The sequence below is a fragment of the Halotalea alkalilenta DSM 17697 genome, from assembly GCF_000621205.1.
Lineage (GTDB): Bacteria > Pseudomonadota > Gammaproteobacteria > Pseudomonadales > Halomonadaceae > Halotalea > Halotalea alkalilenta.
In genome coordinates, this window is record NZ_JHYY01000023.1 from 1 (window position 1) to 15,610 (window position 15,610).

Consider the following 15,610-nt stretch of genomic DNA (forward strand, 5'->3'; position numbering starts at 1 on the left):
GGATGGCGGGTCGCCGAGGTGGATTGATCGCCAATATCGCCCTGGCGCGCAAACTCGCGGCGCTGTTCTGGCGCGTCATGGTCAAAGGATTGGACTATGTCGAACACGGACTCCAGTACTACGAGGCACAGGCGCTGGAAACCAAACGACGTTCCATGCGTCGACTCGCCAAGCAGCTCGGGTTCTCCGTGACGCCCATCCAGACTGAAGGTCAAAATGCTTCTGCCTGAAAGTTGAGGAAGAACGATATGACGACCGCCCAATCTCCCCCCTGATCATCCCCCTGCCGAGGAGAACTCGGAGGGGGTTCATGGAAAGAGAGGGATACCGGGAACATGATGAAAATGAAGCCGGTTACATTTTCATCCAGATTAACCTCGCATTGGGCGGGGGTCCATTGAACCAAGGCCGCGTGCCGCCGGCCGTGGGGCCAGGAATATGCTGAGCGGACGCGGTGGGTAGGATTCGGTTAGGCTGGCTGCCCGTTGCCGCATCGCGGACACCGCGCGGTGAATGGGCCAGATCGACGCACAAGGATGGATAGGGATGACCAACATACGCAAGGTCGCTGAATTGGCGGGGGTGTCCGTCGCGACCGTCTCGCGGGCCTTGAAGTCTCCAGGGATCGTCGCGCCCTCGACTCGCGCCAAGGTACTGGAGGCGGTATCGGCGGCGGGCTACAGGCCCAATCTGATGGCGGTGCAGTTTCGCTCCCAGCGCACCCACAATCTGGTCGTGCTGGTGCCGGCGATCGCCAATGTCTTCTTCGCCCGGGTGATCAGTGGCATCCAGGCGGCTGCGCAGCAGCAAGGCTATGGTGTGCTGCTGTGCAACACGCTCGGCGAGGAGGAGATGGAGGAACGCTACGCGGGCTTGGTGGCGACCCGCCAGGCCGACGGGCTGATCCAGCTACGCGCTTACGACCCGTTCAGATCCCATGTCTTTCCCGCAGGCACCGTGCTGCCGATGGTCAACGCCTGCGAAGTGCTCGACGATGCGCCGTGCCCGAGCGTGAAGCTGGACAACCGTGCGGCGGCACGCACGCTCACCGAGCATTTGATCGGGCTCGGCCATCGACGTATCGCGATGATCCAGGGGTCGCGCCGCAGCCCGTTGACCCGTGACCGGATGGCGGGATATCGCGATGCGCTGGAGGCGGCCGGGGTGGCCTTCGATGATCAGCTGGTCTGTCCGGGGAATTTCACCCTGGGTGCTGGGTTCGATGCAGCGGGCGGCCTGATGGCGCTGGACAATCCTCCGACGGCGATCTTCTGCGAAAGCGACGAGATGGCGATCGGCGCCATGCAGCGGATCAAGCGCCTTGGGCTCAGCGTGCCGGGAGACGTCTCGGTGGCAGGGTTCGACGACATCGCGTTCTCCTCCTACAGTGATCCGCCGTTGACCACCATCGCCCAACCCGCCGAAGCCTTCGGCAGCCAAGCGGTGACCATGCTGATCGATCTGCTCGAGGGCAGGGGAGCGACTCCCGCGGCGCGCGTGGTGCTGCCCTATCGACTGGTGGTCCGCAGCAGTACCGCACCGCCTCCTTAGCATGCCCTTTTGTCGAAGCGGCGTTCGGCCGGTCCGCCGGCGCCGGTTGCGGCACCTTGGGCGGCATGAATGCTAGAATGGCGCTTTGTCCGATCAGTCTGGGCTCATCGATGAACGACGGCTTGCGCTACACCCTGCTGGTCATGGGCGCTCCTTACAGTCGCCAGGCCTCGCACTCGGCGCTGCGCTTCGGCGAGGCGCTGGTCGCCGCGAACCATCGGCTCGAAGGGGTGTTCTTCTACCATGACGGGGTCTACAACGCGGCGCGGCTGATGACGCCGCCTCAGGACGAGCCGAGGCTCGCATCGCGCTGGCAGGCGCTTGCCGATGCGAGCGGCGCGCGGCTGATGGTCTGCGTCGCCTCGGCGCTGAAGCGCGGTCTGCTCGACGCCCGCGAGGCCGAGCGTCACGGGGTGCGGGGCGAAACCCTCGCGCCGGGCTTCGAACTGGCGGGGTTGGGCCAGCTGGTTCATGCTACCGCGATCAGCGACCGTACCTTGACCTTCGCCTGACCGGTACCTTCTTCGCCGACTCACTGGATCGTTCGATGCCCGATACGCCCGTCTCCTTGCTGATCGTCGTTCGCCATGCGCCGCATGGCACCAGCTGGCTGCGCGAAGCGCTCGATCTCGCCCTGGTCGGGGCGACGTTCGGCTGCGAGGTGGCGCTCCATTTCTGCGACGAGGGCGTCATGGCGCTGGTCGAGGGGCAGGGTGCTGGCGCCTTGGGTCAGAAGGGCACCGCGCCGACGATCGACGCGCTCTCGCTCTACGATATCGAGCGGCTCTACGTCGACGAGTCTTCGCTGAGCGATCGAGGGTTGGACTCCGAGGCACTGGCCCACGAGGTCGAATTCGCCGAGCTGGCCGAGCTGGTTCGCGAGTTCGACCGAGTCTTCACCTTCTGATTGGAGCCAGGATGATCCTCCACCTGCTCAACCGCTCACCGTTCGAGGCCGAATCGCTCATCGCAAGGCTCGTGGCGACGCTTGCCGAGGGCGATGCGCTGCTGCTGATCGAGGACGGCGTCAATGGGGCCCTCGCGCCGGGCGTCGCGCGCTTGGCGCGCACGCCCGCGAAGCTCTACGCGCTGCGCGAGGATCTCGATGCGCGAGGGCTCTCCTCGCGAGTGGCCGCGGGCATCGAAGTCATCGACGTTGGCGGATTCGTCGAGCTGAGCGCGAAGTGCGCAAAGACGATCAGTTGGTACTAGCCCCGACAGCGAACCAGCAAGGAGTGCAGATGAGCGATATCCGGCTCGAGCTCGACGGACGATCGATCGCCCTCGATCCCGAAGGCTACCTGGTCGAACTGGCGCAGTGGACGCCCGAGGTGGCGATGGCGCTCGCTGCGCGCGAAGGGCGCGAGCTCGATGCGCGGCACTGGGAGATTCTCGAGCTTTTGCGCGAGTTCTATGCGCGCTTCGAGCTTTCACCGGCGATGCGCCCGCTGATCAAGGCAGTGCGCGCCTCGCTCGGAGACGAGAAGGGCAGCTCGCTCTATCTGCTCGCCCTGTTTCCCGAAGGCGGCGCGCAGGAGAGTCCTGCACGGATCGCCGCCCGTCTCGCCGGGCTGCCCAAGCCCACCAACTGTCACTGACGATGAACTTCATCGGGCACGCCTTGCTCGCCGCCTCCGGCAGCGACGATTTCCTCTTCGGCAACCTGGTCGCGGACGGCATCAAAGGGGCCGAGCTCGGCCATCTGCCGGCCGAGGTCGAGCGCGGGGTGCGCATGCACCGGCGCGTCGACGCGACGATCGATCATCATCCCGAGGTCCGCGCGCTGCTCGAGATCATTCCCGAGCGCCGGGTCGCCGGCGTCGCGCTGGATATCGTCTGGGATCACTTCCTCGCCCGCGACCGCCTCGACCCGGGGCTCGCCGCGCGCTGCTATCGGCTGCTCTCCAGCCGCGCGCTGCCCGAGCGGCAGGCGCCGCTGCTCGAAGCGCTGGTCGCCGGTCGCTGGCTCGAGCGATACGCGGATTTCGCTTTCACCCTCGGCGCGATCGAAGGCGTCGGTCGGCGGCTGAGCGGCCCCAATCGCCTCGCCGCGCTGAGCCCTTGGCTTTCAGAGCACTACCCGCTGCTCCAGAGCACCTACGCGCGGCTATGGCCCGATCTCGAACGCCGGCTTTCGAGCGCCTGAGCGCCGCTGCAGGGCGTGCTACCACGCCCTAGCGCAGCAGCAGGCAGTCGATCATCGCGCCGGGGTGGATCTCGGCATTGGGCGGGATCACCGCCAGGGCATCGGCATCGATGCATGGGCGCAGCAGCGACGAGTCCTGGTCGGGATAGGAGAAGGCGCAGGCCACGCCGTCCTGGCGCTGGTGGTCGAGCTTCACCCGCATGTAGTGCCAGCGCCCGCTGGTGCGTTCGCTGAACTGCGCGCACGCACGCAGCCGGGGCAGGGCGGCGAGGGCGGGGGCGCCGAGCAAGGCGGCGGCGAGCGGGCGCAGGAACAGCCAGGCGCCGACGAAGCTCGACACCGGGTTGCCGGCCAGGCCGACGAAGCAGGCCTCGCCCCCGGACTCGCGCGGCAGCCGCCCCAGCGCCAGCGGTTTGCCGGGGCGGATATCGAGGCGCCACAGGCTCAGCCGGCCACGGCTCTCGACCGCGGCGCGCACGTGGTCCTCCTCACCGACCGAGACCCCGCCGCTGGTGACCACCACATCGGTATGCTGCGCCGCAGCGCCGAGCGCATCGGCGGTGGCGTCGAACCGGTCGGCGACCCGCTGGCTATCGATCACCTCGAAGCCGAAGCGTGGCAGCAGGGCGCCGAGCATGTAGCGATTGGAGTCGTAGATCCGCCCCTCCGGCAGCGGCTCGCCGGGGGCGGTCAGCTCGTCCCCGGTGGCCAGCAGTGCGACCCTGGGGCGGCGGCGCACCGCGACCCGGGCATGGCCCTGGGAGGCGATCATCCCGACCGCGGCGGCGTCGAGCCAATGACCCGCCTGGAGCAGTGTTTCGCCCGCGGCGAGCTCGCGCCCGCGGCGGCGGACGTTGCCACCCGGCTCCACGCCCGCCGGCATCTCGGCCGATCCATCGCTCGCCTTCACCTGCTCTTGCATCACCACGCAGTCGGCACCGGGCGGCAGCGGCGCGCCGGTGAAGATCCGCGCGCAGCTGCCGGGGGCGAGGGGCGCTGGGGCGGTACCCGCGGCGATGCGCTGGGTGACCGGCAGCCGGCGCCCGGCGTCGGCCGCGCGCAGGGCATAGCCATCCATCGCGCTGGCGTCGAAAGGCGGGGCGTCGCGCAGCGCCACGATCGGTTCGGCGAGCACGCGCCCGCAGGCCGACTCGAGGGCGACGATCTCACGCTCGACCGGCGAGACACCCTCGAGCAGGGTCTCGAGGGCCTGCGCCAGGGTGTGCAGCTCAGCCATGGCCGTGGTTCCCATGCAGGACGAGGCTGGCGAAGTTGCACGGGCGGTGGCGGCAGTCGAGCTGCTCGACCAGGATACGATCCCAGGCGGTGCGGCAGGCGCCGGTCGAGCCGGGCAGGCAGAACACCACGGTGGCGTTGGCGAAGCCGGCCAGCGCCCTGCTCTGGATCGTCGAGCTGCCGATCTCGGCATGGGATAGCTGGCGGAACAGTTCGCCGAAGCCGTCGATGTGGCTGTCGAACAGCACGCCGACGGCTTCGGGGGTGGAGTCCCTGCCGGTGAAGCCAGTGCCGCCGGTGGTCAGCACCACCTGCACCGCCGGATCGGCGATCCAGGCCGCGACCTCGGCGCGAATCAGGTACTTGTCGTCGGGGACGATGCGCTTGGCGTGGAGGCGGTGGCCGGCGGACTCGAGCCGCTCGACCAGGGTGCGACCCGAGCCGTCGGTGTGTTCGTCTCGGCTGTCGGAAATCGTCAGTACCGCGACCGACAGCGCGGTGAAGGCGATGTCCGCGCTCACTGCCGCTGCTCCTTGGCGGCCTGGCGCGCGGCCAGCGCCTCGAGCTGCGCCGCGGTGGCGGGTGCCTGGAATTGGTTCTTCCACTCGTCGTAGGGCATGCCGTAGACATGTTCGCGAGCGGCTTCGTAGTCGAGCGCCAGGCCCTTTTGCCGGGCCGCCTCGACCAGCCATTTCGACAGGCAGTTGCGGCAGAAGTCGGCGAGGATCATCAGTTCGATGTTCTGGACTTCCTTGTGCTCGTCCAGATGGGCGAGCAGGCGGCGAAAGGCGCTGGCCTCGAGCTCGGTGCGGGTGGCGGTATCGATGCCTTGCATCTCGGTTCTCCTCGGCGAAGGATTGAGAAGGCTGACGGGGATGATCTCCACGACGAGCCGGTAGACTGAATCAGAGCGCGTCTTCGATGTAGGTGCAGACCGACAGCACCACCGCGTCCTGCTCGCTGATCGATACCTTGGCATGCCCCATGTCGCTGTCGAAGTAGAGGCTGTCGCCGGCATCGAGGCGCAGCGGCTCGTAGAACTCGCTATAGAGCAGGATCGACCCTTCCAGCACCATCAGGAACTCCTCGCCCCCGTGGCGCACCCAATCGGAGAAGTCATCGATGCTACGCGCATGGACGATGGTCTTGAACGGCACCATTCGTTTGTGCGCGAGCTGCCAGGAGAGCAGCTCGTGCTCGTAGGTCGGGGTAGGGTGCGGCTTGCCTTCGTTGCGCCGGGTCAGGTCGCGGCGTCCGGCGGTGCGCTGTACCCCTCCCGGGCGCTTGAGCAGCTGTGGCAGGTCGAGGCCCAGGCCGTTGGCGAGCTTCTGCACCACTGCGAAGGTCGGCGAGGTCTGGTCGTTCTCGATCTTCGACAGCGTCGAGCGGGCGAGCCCGGTGCGCTGGCTGACCTCTTCTAGGGTCCATTGGCGCGCCAGTCGGAAGGCCTTCAGGCGTTCGCCAAGGCGCAGCGGTTCGATGAAGGGCTTGCGTCCGGCGGCGATGCGCAGGGCGGCGTCCTGGTCGAGGGAGTCGGTCATCGGTGAACGGTCGCGTCGGGAAGCTGTGATTCGGCCATCCTAGCACAGCGTGGCCGGGCAGCGGCTCAGCCCGGCAGCCCGGTCGGCGTCTCGCGCACGCCGAGCCCCGCGAGCGCGTCGAGGTGGAGCGCGACGCACCGCGACAGCGTCTTCGGCGCGTAGCCGCCTTCCAGTACCGAGACCAGCCGGCGCTGCGCGTGGCGCTCGGCGACGCCGAGGGCGAGATGGGTCAGCTCGACGAAGTCGGCATCCTCGAAACACAGCTCGCCGATCGGATCCTCGCGATGGGCGTCGAAGCCGGCGGAGAGGAAAACCAGCTGGGGACGGTGGGCCTCGAGCCGGGGGAGCCAGTCGTGCGCGATCAGCTCGCGCAGGCGCTCTGCCCCCTCACCGGGGTCGAGGGCCGCATTGACCACGTTGGCTGGCGCTTCGCGCTGGTAGCGCCAGGGGAACAGGTCGCGCTGGAAGCTCGAGCAGATCAGTACGCCCGGGTCGTCGGCGAAGATGTCGATGCTGCCGTTGCACTGGTGCAGATCGAAATCGATCAGAGCGACGCGCTCGACGCCGTAGCGAAGACGAGCCTGGGCGATGCCTACGGCGACGTTGTTGTAGAGGCAGAATCCCATCGCGCTGTCACGCTCGGCGTGATGCCCCGGCGGGCGTATCGCGCAGAAAGCGTTGTCGCACTGCTCGCGCATCACCAGGTCGACCGCGCGCGCGACGCCGCCCGCTGCGAGGCGGGCGGCGGTGAGGCGAGCAGCGTCGATCGGCGTGTCGGGGGCGGCTTCCAGCGCGCGATGCTCGGCGTCCGCCCGCTCCGCCAAGCGCTGGAGGCGGGCGAGATAGCGCTCGGCGTGCACCGCGAGGAGCTGCTCGTCGGTGGCCGGGCGGGCATCGAACTGATGCAACTGGCGATTGAGCCCGCGGGCGGCGAGCCGGGTCTCCAGCGCCTTGAGACGCAGCGGATTCTCCGGATGCTGATCGTTTTGATGGTGGAAGGCGGGATGGCTGATGAGGGCGGTGATCATCCGCGGGTCCTGTCTGGATGGGCGTCGCGGCCGGGTGTTGCGCCTGCGATCGTGCGTGACTCCATGTTGCGCTATAGACTAGGGGATGTCACCACGCGCGCGGTGTCCTCCGGATGGCCGAGCGCCATCGCCCGGTTCGAAGAGGTGTCTCTTGGCCAGTCCGTCCCGCCCCTTGATCAGTGCATCTCGCCCCTCCCTCGGTACACGCTTCCTGCGCCGCTTCTTTTCTCCCGCCTCGCTGCTGCTGGTGGGGAGTACGAACGATGATGGACTCGCCTCGGTGGTGCTCGACAACCTCCTCGAGGGCGGCTTCCCGGGCGCGCTCTATGCGCTGGATGTGCGTCCGGGGCGGGTGGACGCGAGCGGTGTGACGATGCTTGCCGACCTTGCCGCGGTCACCGACGAGATCGAACTCGCGGTGGCCTGCGTGCCGATCGGGCGCACTCCCGCGCTGCTCGAGGCGCTCGGTCGCCACGGCGTGCGCGCGGTGATCCTGCTGCGCGACGACGATGCCGGCGACGTCGAGCGCAGCGATCTCGCAGGGGTCCGCGAACGGCTCTCGGAAATCGCCCTGCGCCTGGGCATCCGGGTGATCGGCCCCGACTGCCTGGGCGTAGCGGTACCCGAAGCGCGGCTCAACGCCACCTTCGCCGCCGAGGCACCGCTGCGCGGCCGGCTCGCCTACCTCGGCCAGTCGGGGATGCTGGGGGCTGCGATCAATGCCTGGTCCCGCGGTCGCGGCATCGGCCTTTCCCACCTGATCACCCTGGGCGACAGCGTCGACGTGCGGCTTTCCGACATGCTCGACTTCGTCAGCCAGCGCACGCGGGCACAGGCGATCCTTTTGCATATCGAGCGGATCACCGACGCGCGCCATTTCGTCACCGCGCTGCGCGAGGCCTCGAAGCGCCGGCTGGTGCTGGCGATCGGCGGCAGTCGCAGCAGCGTGTCCGAGCGCCTCGGGGTGGCGCCGACGCCGGGGATTCCCCACCGTGCGATGATTCTCGATGCAGCGCTCAGGCGTGCCGGTACGGTGCGGATCGAGGCGCTGGACGACATCTACGACAGCCTCGAGGTGCTCACCCGGATCGGCCGCGGCTATCGCGGTCCCCGGCTGATGATCGTCGGCAACGGCCTGGCGCCTTCGCTGCTCGCCGCCGATGCGCTGGTGCTCGGCGGCGGCGCGATGGCCGAACCCAGTGAGCGGACCCAACGGGCGCTGATCGAGGCGGGGCTGCTCGCCGAGGGTTGGCCGACGGTGCCGCTCGATCTCGGTGGTGCGGCCCGGCCCGAGGCGTTCGCCACTGCGGTTCGGCTGCTGTTGGCCGACCCCGGGGTCGATGCGCTGCTGGTGCTGCATGCGCCGACCCGGCTGGCCGGGGCGGTGGAGAGCGCCGAGGCGCTGATCGAAGCCGCGGCCGGCGCGTCGCGGCCGGTGCTCGCCGCTTGGATGGGCCATGACGATGCCGATGAGATCCAGCAGCGCTTCGCCCGCGCCAATCTCGCCAGTTTCTCGACGCCCGAGCGCGCGGTGCGCGCCTTCCTGCGCCTCGAGGCCCATCGCCAGGCGCAAGCGCAGCTGTGGGAGACGCCGGCGCTGGCGGGCTTCGCCACTTCACCTTCTCTTCGCGCCCGGGCCCAGGCGTTGATCGAGCGCGCCCGGGCGCGAGGACGCGAGAGCCTGACTCACGAAGAGACCGGGCAGGTGCTCAACGCCTATGGCATCGGCATCGCCCAGAGCGAATACGTGCAGAGCGCGCAGGAGGGGATGGAAGTCGCCCGGCGCGCCTTTGGCGCACTGGCGGTCAAGGCGGTGCACGCCGAGCACTGCCTGCCGTTTCGAGAGCGTGATCATCTCGATACCCGCGGCCTGGCGCCCCAGCACTTGAGCCTGATCCAGGACGTCGCTACGCCCCAGGCGATGTTCGATGCGATCGAGCGGCTGCGCGAACGGGTCGCGGAGCGTCATCCCGCCAGCGAGCTCTACAGCTTTTGCATCCAGCCGATGCGACGCGGCCGCCGCTCGCTGTCGATCTGCACCGGGGTGACCCAGGACGCGGTGTTCGGTCCGGTGATCGTGTTCGGCCTCGGCGGCTATCGCACCGATGTACTGCGTGACCGCCAGGTCGCGCTGCCGCCCTTGAACATGGCGCTGGCCGCCCAGCTTGTCGAGCGCAGCCAGGTCTACCAGCTGATGGTCGAGCGCCTCGCGGGGCGCCAGGGGCGTCTCGAGGAGTCGATCCAGCGACTCTGCCGGCTGCTGGTGACGCTGTCGCAGATGTGCGCCGACCTGCCCCACATGCGCGGCCTCGAGATCAACCCGCTGGTGCTCGAGCAGGACGAGCTGGTCGCGATCGACTACGCGCTCGACTTCGGCGAGCCGGTGCGTCAAGCGATCCGTCCTTATCCCGAGGGGCTGCGCGAGACCCTGGCGCTGGAGGATGGCCACCGCGTGGTGCTGCGCCCGGTGCGCGCCGAGGACGCGGCGCTGATCGAGCGGTTCCACGCGCGGCTCAGCCCGCAGAGCATTCGCTTTCGCTACTTCCAGCACAAGGCGGTGCTCAGCCGCAAGGAGCTGGCCCAGCTGGCATCGATCGATTACGACCGTGAAATGGCCTTCGTGCTCGAGCGCCACGAACAGCCGCGGCTGGACGATGACCAGGAGGTCAGCCAGGCGGAAGACGGCAGCGGCGAGATGCTCGGCGTCGTGCGGTTGAACACCGACAGCGACAACCTGCGCACCGAATTCTCGGTGATCGTCCGCGACGACCTGCAGCGTGGGGGCATCGGCCGCCGGCTGATGGAGAAGGCGATCGACTACGCCCGCGATACCGGGGTGCTCGAGATGCACGGCCGGGTGATGGCCGACAACATGGCGATGCGGGGGCTGCTGGAGCGGCTCGGTTTTTCGCTGCGCCTCGACATGGAAGAACAGGTGATCATCGCCCGGCTGTCGCTCAATCCGCCCGAGGACGCTTGGCAGCGGCTGCGCCTGGAGACTTCGCCGGGCTGAAAACCGCGAAGCGGGCCGCTCGCTGCCTTCGGGCATCAGCGCATGCGAATCCCAGTCACTGATGAAAACCAAAAGGAGCAGCAAAATGAATAGTGAAACCGTCACTCTCACCGCCCGCGACGGCGTCACCCTGAGCGCCTACGTGGCCCGTCCCGATGGTGCGCCCAAGGGAGCGCTGGTGGTGGTGCAGGAGATCTTCGGGGTCAACTCCCACATCCGCTCGGTGGCCGACGGCTTCGCTGCGGAAGGCTATCTCGCGGTGGCGCCGGCGCTGTTCGACCGTATCGAGCCGGGCGTCGAGCTTGGCTATGAGGGAGAGGACATGGTTCGTGCGAGGGAGCTGCTCGGCAAGCTGCGCATCGATGCTTCCCTGGCCGATACCCAGGCGGCGATCGACTATGCCGCGGCCGAGAGCGCTACCAAGGTCGGCGTGGTCGGCTACTGCTTCGGCGGCAGCATCGCTTGGCTCGCTGCGAGTCGCCTCAGCGGCGTGGCCGCCGCGGTCGGTTACTACGGTGGTCGGATCCCCGACGACGTCGACGAACTGCCGCGCGTGCCGGTGCTGCTCCACTTCGGCGAGTTCGATGACCACATCCCGCTCCAGGGTGTCGAGGAGGTCGCCAAACGGCACCCCGAGGTAGCGGTGCGGATCTATCCCGCCGGGCACGGCTTCAACTGCGACCAGCGCGCGAGCTTCGACGCGCCTTCCGCCGCGCTGGCCAAGCAGCGCACGCTGGAGTTCTTCGCCCGCGAACTCGGATGACCCGCGCCGGGCCGCTGCCCTAGGGCGGCGGCTCAGGGAGCAAGGCGAACTCGGCGCCAGTCACCATCGGCCTGGCGATGGTAGCGGACGCGGTCGTGGAGGCGATTGCCCTGGCCCTGCCAGAATTCGATCAGCTCCGGCACCAGGCGCAGTCCGCCCCAGTGGGGCGGGCGCTCCACCGGCTGGTCGCGGTAGGCCTGGGCGAAGCGATTCCAGCGCTCCTCCAGCCAGCGGCGATCGGGAATCTCGACGCTTTGCTGGGAGACCCAGGCGCCGAGCTGGCTGTCCCGCGGACGAGAGGCGAAGTACCGATCGGATAGCTCGGCCTCGACGCGCTCGACCGCGCCTTCTATGCGTACCTGGCGTGAGAGCTTGGGCCACCAGAACACCAGCGCGGCCTTCGGCGCCTGCTCGAGCTCGCTGCCCTTGTGGCTTTGGTAGTTGGTATAGAAGACCAGGCCATCCTCATCGAACCCCTTGAGCAGCACGATGCGGGCATGGGGCGTGCCTTCGGCGTCGACGGTGGCGAGCGTCATCGCGTTGGCATCCTCGGGATCCACCTCCAGGGCGGCGCGCAGCCACTCCGAAAAGAGCGGGAAGGGGGTGCCCGGCGTGTTGTCGGGGTCGATGCCATGGCCCGAGTATTCGTGCCTGACGTCGGAGATGTCGCGATTCATGGCGTGTGGCTCCTCTGGCGGATCTGAATGTCGAACACAGCGCTCAGCGCAGGGCGAGCGCGAGGCGGCCCATCCGGTTGCCCTGGCGCCGGGCGAGCTTGAGTTCCTTGTCGGTGAGCGCTCGCGCGCCGTCGGCTCCGGCCAGGTGGCTCGCGCCATAGGGCGTGCCGCCCGCGTCGGTATCGAGCAGCTCGACCTCGCTGTAGGGAATGCCGGCATAGACCATGCCGTGGTGCAGAAGCGGTATCAGCATGCTCAGAAGCGTCGCCTCCTGGCCGCCATGCATGCTGGCGGTGGAGGTGAAGGCGGTGGCGGGTTTGTCGATCAGCGCACCGTTGAGCCATAGCGTCGAGGTTTCGTCGATGAAGTGCTTGAGCGGGGCGGCCATGTTGCCGAAGCGGGTGGGGCTGCCGATCGCAAGCCCGGCGCAGTCGCGCAGGTCGTCGAGGGTTGCGTAGGGCGGCCCCTCGGCGGGGATTTCCGGTGCTACGCTTTCGCATACCTTGGAGACCGGTGCGACGGTGCGCAGTCGCGCTTCGATGCCGCGATTCTCCTCGACACCAGCGGCCAGCGCCTCGGCGAGCTGGCGGGTGGCGCCGGAGCGTGAGTAGTAGAGCACCAGCACGTAGGGTTGCATTTCGCTTCCTTGGATCGATCGGCTGCGGCTCGCCGCCTTGGGTGAGCTGGCATTATAGCGGCCCGCACGGTGGCCGCGAACGTGTCGTCGCAAGCCTATGCTAGGCTTCGGTCATGGCAACGCGCGGCTCGCTCGCGCTTCGTGCCGGCGTCGCCGATCCGACGCCGGCATGGACTCTTCGCTCGCGGGGCTCGAACATGCGACTGAACTGGCTTCATCGATTGGCGGCGCTGCCGCTCGCGCGCGGCCACGACCAGCGTCGGCTGGGCGAGGCGGTGGCGCAGCTCTACTCGCGCTTCATGCGCCACAGCGGCTTCAAGACCGCCGCATCGCTGACCTACACCACGCTCTTCGCGGTGGTGCCGCTGAGTACCGTGCTCTACAGCATGCTGGCCGCAGTGCCCGAGTTCCAAGGAGTCGGCGAGCAGGTCCAGGGCTATCTGTTCCAGCAGTTCGTGCCGGCCACCGGGCAGGTGGTGCTCGAACAGTTGAACAACTTCTCGAGCCAGGCGCGCAACCTGACCTTCGTCGGCCTCGGGTTTCTCTTCATCACCGCGGTGATGATGATGGTCACCATCGAGCAGGCCTTCAACGACATCTGGCAGGTGGGCAGCTCTCGCAGCGGGGTGTCGAGCTTCTTGATGTACTGGGCGGTGCTGACCCTCGGACCGCTGCTGATCGGCGCGGCCTTCGTCATCTCCTCCTATGTGGCGTCGCTGCGGTTGTTCAGCGACGCGGTGGCAGGCGTCAGCAACGACGTGCTGCTGTCGTTGCTGTCGCCGCTGCTCAGCTTCCTTGCCTTCCTGTTCATCTACATGGTGATTCCGAACTACCGGGTGCGGCTTCATCACGCCGCCGCCGGTGCGCTGCTCACGGCGCTGTTGATCGAGCTGGCCAAGTTCGGCTTCGGTCTCTACGTCGCCAACTTTCCCTCCTACCAGCTGATCTACGGCGCCTTTGCCGCGGTGCCGCTGTTCTTGCTCTGGATCTACACCTCCTGGCTGATCATCCTGTTCGGCGCTGAGTTCATCGCCTGGCTTGGCGTGACCCAGCGCGGTGAGTGGCGCCGGTTCGCACCGCTTTGGCAGGCGCTGGCGGTGCTGGCGTGGCTGCATCAGGCGCACCGCAGTGGAGAACCGGTCAGCGGCAAGGTGCTGGCCCGACGGATCGGTGGTGGCTATCGCAGCCTGATGTCGCCGATGGTCGAGCGGGGCTGGATCGCCGAGCTGGAAGGAGGTCGCTGGGTGCTTGCGCAGTCGCTCGAAACCTTGCCGCTGTGGCGGGTGATCGAAGAGCTGCCCTGGCCGTTGCCGTCAGAGGCACCGCCGGGCGAGCTGCTGCCGCCCTTCGGCGCCGAGAGACTCAACGAAAAGCTACTGGCCTACCGTGAGCAGAGCCGGGCGCAGTTGGATACGCCTGTCGCTGCGCTGTTCGAGCCGGCGCAGAGCATGCGCGACATGCCTGAGACGATACGCCAGATCGCCCATTCGCCAGCCCAGGAGACGGACCATTGACATTCGAGGATTACGATCGTCGGCTGTTCGAGCGGGAAATGGCCGATGTGACGCCTTTGGCCAGGCGTGCAGCCAAGGCCGACAGTAGAGCCGCGCGCCGCGGCCCGAGCGAAGCGCAGCTGGCCCGCCGGGCCAACGCTGAGGCGAGCGGCCAGGAGACCAACTTCCTCAGCGACGAGTTCGTCGAGCTGCTGCCCCATGACCAACCGCTCGCCTTTCGCCGAGACGGGATCCAGAGCGGGCTGTTCGACAAACTCAGCCAGGGGCGCTATGCGATCGAGGCCCAGCTGCATTTGCAGCGACGTGCCCTCGAGCAGTGCCGTGGTGAGCTGTTCACCTTCATTCGCGATGCGCACCGCCACCAGCTGCGCTCGCTGCTGATCGTTCATGGGCGGGGCAGGGAGGATGCCTCCCCGGCCAACGTATTGCGCTCCTACGTGGCCAAGTGGCTGGCCCAGTTCGACGAGGTTCAGGCCTACTGCTCCGCGCAGGCGCGCCACGGTGGCCTGGGTGCGTGCTACGTGGTGCTGCGCAAGTCCGAACGTGCGCGCCAGCACAACCGCGAGCGCCATCAGCTGCGTCGTGGCTGATCAAAGCCTTCGATAGTGGCGGATCAGGAACTCGGCCTCGCAGTCGAAGCGCGAGCTTTTCGCCAGCCGCTCCTGCAAGGTTTCATCGGCACGCCAGGCGAACGGGGTCATGCGCAGCAGATCGAGCGCCTGGGCGCCGTCGAGGGTCATCCGATAGCCGATCTTCGCGCTGTCGGTCAGCACGAAGCCGGAAGGTGGGGGGTCTTCCTCGTCGTGCTCCTGGACCTGGGCGTAGAGCAGCTCACGCAGCGCATGCAGGTGGCGCCTGCCGGGCGTGACGATCAGTAGTTCACCGCCGGGGCGGATAACGCGGTGGAGTTCGCCCGGTTCGCTCGGCGCGTAGATTCGGCTGACCAGGTCGAAGCTTGAGTCGAGATAGGGCAGCTCGCGGATCGAGGCGACGCAGAAGGCGGCGCTGCGATGGCGCTTGGCCGCCAGACGCACCGCCGGCTTGCTGATGTCCATCCCATATACCGTTATCTTGGATGGATTCACCGATGTCTGCGACAGTGCCTCGGCGAAAGCGCCAGTGTAGTGGCCCTCTCCACAACCGATGTCGAGCATCCGTCCGGGCTGCCGGGCGAGCAGCCGGGCACTGAGTTCCTCACGCAGCGCAGCGAAGTGGCCCGCGTCGAGAAAACGACGGCGGGCCTGGATCATCGACGCATCGTCCCCGGGGGCCTTGGAGTGCTTGCGCTGGACTGGCAGCAGGTGGACGTAGCCTTCGCGGGCACGATCGAAGTGGTGGCGATTGGCGCAGCGCAGGCCGGTGGCTTCGGCGTGCAGCGGTTCGAAGCAGAGGGGACAGCGATAGGGCATCGGGGAAGATCGGGCTGGTGAACGGAACGCTGATTGTACGCGACGGGACTGGCGCTTGCTGGAGGCTTCTGCGCAAGAGGCGTTGTCGCCGCCTT

Annotated in this window: 18 protein-coding genes and 1 pseudogene; 11 read left to right on the forward strand and 8 right to left on the reverse strand. The window is 67.9% G+C overall.

The window, feature by feature from the left end:
• From Q376_RS0103565 to Q376_RS0103595, 7 genes and pseudogenes are all read left to right on the forward strand, one after another.
• Positions 1–230, forward strand: a pseudogene (locus tag Q376_RS0103565) (hypothetical protein); the annotation flags it as partial.
• A 316-nt stretch (positions 231–546) separates the two neighbouring features.
• A complete protein-coding gene (locus Q376_RS0103570) occupies positions 547–1,551 on the forward strand; it encodes a LacI family DNA-binding transcriptional regulator (protein WP_027349143.1) in 1,005 nt (334 codons plus the stop codon).
• A gap of 110 nt (positions 1,552–1,661) precedes the next feature.
• Positions 1,662–2,063 (forward strand): sulfurtransferase complex subunit TusD, encoded by a 402-nt coding sequence (gene tusD / locus Q376_RS0103575; RefSeq protein WP_425402421.1) that lies wholly within the window; start codon positions 1,662–1,664, stop codon positions 2,061–2,063.
• 35 nt (positions 2,064–2,098) lie between these two features.
• Complete coding sequence (tusC, locus tag Q376_RS0103580) at positions 2,099–2,458, forward strand: sulfurtransferase complex subunit TusC (RefSeq protein WP_027349145.1); 360 nt, start codon at positions 2,099–2,101, stop codon at positions 2,456–2,458.
• Between the two features lie 11 nt (positions 2,459–2,469).
• On the forward strand, positions 2,470–2,763 hold the full coding sequence (gene tusB, locus Q376_RS0103585; RefSeq protein ID WP_052364923.1) for a sulfurtransferase complex subunit TusB: 294 nt from the start codon (positions 2,470–2,472) through the stop codon (positions 2,761–2,763).
• A 29-nt stretch (positions 2,764–2,792) separates the two neighbouring features.
• Positions 2,793–3,149, forward strand: coding sequence for a TusE/DsrC/DsvC family sulfur relay protein (locus Q376_RS0103590; protein WP_027349147.1), 357 nt, complete (start codon positions 2,793–2,795; stop codon positions 3,147–3,149).
• A 2-nt stretch (positions 3,150–3,151) separates the two neighbouring features.
• Complete coding sequence (locus Q376_RS0103595) at positions 3,152–3,697, forward strand: acyl carrier protein phosphodiesterase (protein ID WP_027349148.1); 546 nt, start codon at positions 3,152–3,154, stop codon at positions 3,695–3,697.
• Positions 3,698–3,725: 28 nt separating this feature from the next.
• Here the strand turns inward: Q376_RS0103595 and Q376_RS0103600 are convergent, their stop codons facing one another.
• The 5 genes from Q376_RS0103600 to Q376_RS0103620 all read right to left on the reverse strand — a co-directional run bounded on the left by Q376_RS0103600 (position 3,726) and on the right by Q376_RS0103620 (position 7,502).
• Entirely contained in the window at positions 3,726–4,934 is a 1,209-nt protein-coding gene (locus tag Q376_RS0103600; RefSeq protein WP_027349149.1) for a molybdopterin molybdotransferase MoeA, read from the reverse strand.
• The gene (moaB, locus tag Q376_RS0103605) at positions 4,927–5,454 is read right to left on the reverse strand and encodes a molybdenum cofactor biosynthesis protein B (protein WP_027349150.1); all 528 of its coding nucleotides are present in this window, start codon (positions 5,452–5,454) and stop codon (positions 4,927–4,929) included. The genes Q376_RS0103600 and moaB overlap by 8 nt, the downstream gene beginning before the upstream one ends.
• Positions 5,451–5,768: a DUF1244 domain-containing protein gene (locus Q376_RS0103610; protein WP_027349151.1), complete on the reverse strand. Its 318-nt coding sequence runs from the start codon at positions 5,766–5,768 to the stop codon at positions 5,451–5,453. Before Q376_RS0103610 ends, moaB begins: the two co-directional genes overlap by 4 nt.
• A gap of 70 nt (positions 5,769–5,838) precedes the next feature.
• Complete coding sequence (locus Q376_RS0103615; RefSeq protein ID WP_027349152.1) at positions 5,839–6,474, reverse strand: helix-turn-helix domain-containing protein; 636 nt, start codon at positions 6,472–6,474, stop codon at positions 5,839–5,841.
• A gap of 65 nt (positions 6,475–6,539) precedes the next feature.
• Positions 6,540–7,502: a histone deacetylase family protein gene (locus Q376_RS0103620; RefSeq protein WP_027349153.1), complete on the reverse strand. Its 963-nt coding sequence runs from the start codon at positions 7,500–7,502 to the stop codon at positions 6,540–6,542.
• Positions 7,503–7,653: 151 nt separating this feature from the next.
• On the opposite strand from Q376_RS0103620, the gene Q376_RS0103625 reads away from it, so the two are divergent.
• Positions 7,654–10,515, forward strand: coding sequence for a bifunctional acetate--CoA ligase family protein/GNAT family N-acetyltransferase (locus Q376_RS0103625; RefSeq protein ID WP_245598900.1), 2,862 nt, complete (start codon positions 7,654–7,656; stop codon positions 10,513–10,515).
• An 85-nt stretch (positions 10,516–10,600) separates the two neighbouring features.
• On the forward strand, positions 10,601–11,278 hold the full coding sequence (locus Q376_RS0103630; protein WP_027349155.1) for a dienelactone hydrolase family protein: 678 nt from the start codon (positions 10,601–10,603) through the stop codon (positions 11,276–11,278).
• Between the two features lie 32 nt (positions 11,279–11,310).
• Here Q376_RS0103630 and pdxH read toward each other — a convergent pair whose 3' ends face one another.
• Together pdxH and wrbA are read right to left on the reverse strand one after the other, a co-directional pair.
• Positions 11,311–11,955 carry a pyridoxamine 5'-phosphate oxidase gene (gene pdxH, locus Q376_RS0103635; RefSeq protein ID WP_027349156.1) on the reverse strand — a complete coding sequence of 215 codons (645 nt, stop codon included), beginning with the start codon at positions 11,953–11,955 and terminating at the stop codon, positions 11,311–11,313.
• A 43-nt stretch (positions 11,956–11,998) separates the two neighbouring features.
• On the reverse strand, positions 11,999–12,592 hold the full coding sequence (wrbA, locus tag Q376_RS0103640; protein WP_043446093.1) for an NAD(P)H:quinone oxidoreductase: 594 nt from the start codon (positions 12,590–12,592) through the stop codon (positions 11,999–12,001).
• Between the two features lie 197 nt (positions 12,593–12,789).
• On the opposite strand from wrbA, the gene Q376_RS21310 reads away from it, so the two are divergent.
• Together Q376_RS21310 and smrA are read left to right on the forward strand one after the other, a co-directional pair.
• The gene (locus tag Q376_RS21310; protein WP_081803391.1) at positions 12,790–14,106 is read left to right on the forward strand and encodes a YihY family inner membrane protein; all 1,317 of its coding nucleotides are present in this window, start codon (positions 12,790–12,792) and stop codon (positions 14,104–14,106) included.
• Positions 14,103–14,696, forward strand: a complete 594-nt coding sequence (gene smrA / locus Q376_RS0103650; protein WP_027349158.1) for a DNA endonuclease SmrA — start codon at positions 14,103–14,105, stop codon at positions 14,694–14,696. Before Q376_RS21310 ends, smrA begins: the two co-directional genes overlap by 4 nt.
• Here the strand turns inward: smrA and rlmA are convergent, their stop codons facing one another.
• On the reverse strand, positions 14,697–15,515 hold the full coding sequence (rlmA, locus tag Q376_RS0103655) for a 23S rRNA (guanine(745)-N(1))-methyltransferase (protein ID WP_027349159.1): 819 nt from the start codon (positions 15,513–15,515) through the stop codon (positions 14,697–14,699).
• Positions 15,516–15,610: the final 95 nt, after the last annotated feature.

Coding starts and splice junctions, on each gene's coding strand:
- Q376_RS0103570 (WP_027349143.1), top strand. CDS start 547: ATGACCAACATACGCAAGGTCGCTGAATTGGCGGGGGTGTCCGTCGCG.
- tusD (WP_425402421.1), top strand. CDS start 1,662: ATGAACGACGGCTTGCGCTACACCCTGCTGGTCATGGGCGCTCCTTAC.
- tusC (WP_027349145.1), top strand. CDS start 2,099: ATGCCCGATACGCCCGTCTCCTTGCTGATCGTCGTTCGCCATGCGCCG.
- tusB (WP_052364923.1), top strand. CDS start 2,470: ATGATCCTCCACCTGCTCAACCGCTCACCGTTCGAGGCCGAATCGCTC.
- Q376_RS0103590 (WP_027349147.1), top strand. CDS start 2,793: ATGAGCGATATCCGGCTCGAGCTCGACGGACGATCGATCGCCCTCGAT.
- Q376_RS0103595 (WP_027349148.1), top strand. CDS start 3,152: ATGAACTTCATCGGGCACGCCTTGCTCGCCGCCTCCGGCAGCGACGAT.
- Q376_RS0103600 (WP_027349149.1), bottom strand. CDS start 4,934: ATGGCTGAGCTGCACACCCTGGCGCAGGCCCTCGAGACCCTGCTCGAG.
- Q376_RS0103610 (WP_027349151.1), bottom strand. CDS start 5,768: ATGCAAGGCATCGATACCGCCACCCGCACCGAGCTCGAGGCCAGCGCC.
- Q376_RS0103615 (WP_027349152.1), bottom strand. CDS start 6,474: ATGACCGACTCCCTCGACCAGGACGCCGCCCTGCGCATCGCCGCCGGA.
- Q376_RS0103620 (WP_027349153.1), bottom strand. CDS start 7,502: ATGATCACCGCCCTCATCAGCCATCCCGCCTTCCACCATCAAAACGAT.
- Q376_RS0103630 (WP_027349155.1), top strand. CDS start 10,601: ATGAATAGTGAAACCGTCACTCTCACCGCCCGCGACGGCGTCACCCTG.
- pdxH (WP_027349156.1), bottom strand. CDS start 11,955: ATGAATCGCGACATCTCCGACGTCAGGCACGAATACTCGGGCCATGGC.
- wrbA (WP_043446093.1), bottom strand. CDS start 12,592: ATGCAACCCTACGTGCTGGTGCTCTACTACTCACGCTCCGGCGCCACC.
- Q376_RS21310 (WP_081803391.1), top strand. CDS start 12,790: ATGCGACTGAACTGGCTTCATCGATTGGCGGCGCTGCCGCTCGCGCGC.
- rlmA (WP_027349159.1), bottom strand. CDS start 15,515: ATGCCCTATCGCTGTCCCCTCTGCTTCGAACCGCTGCACGCCGAAGCC.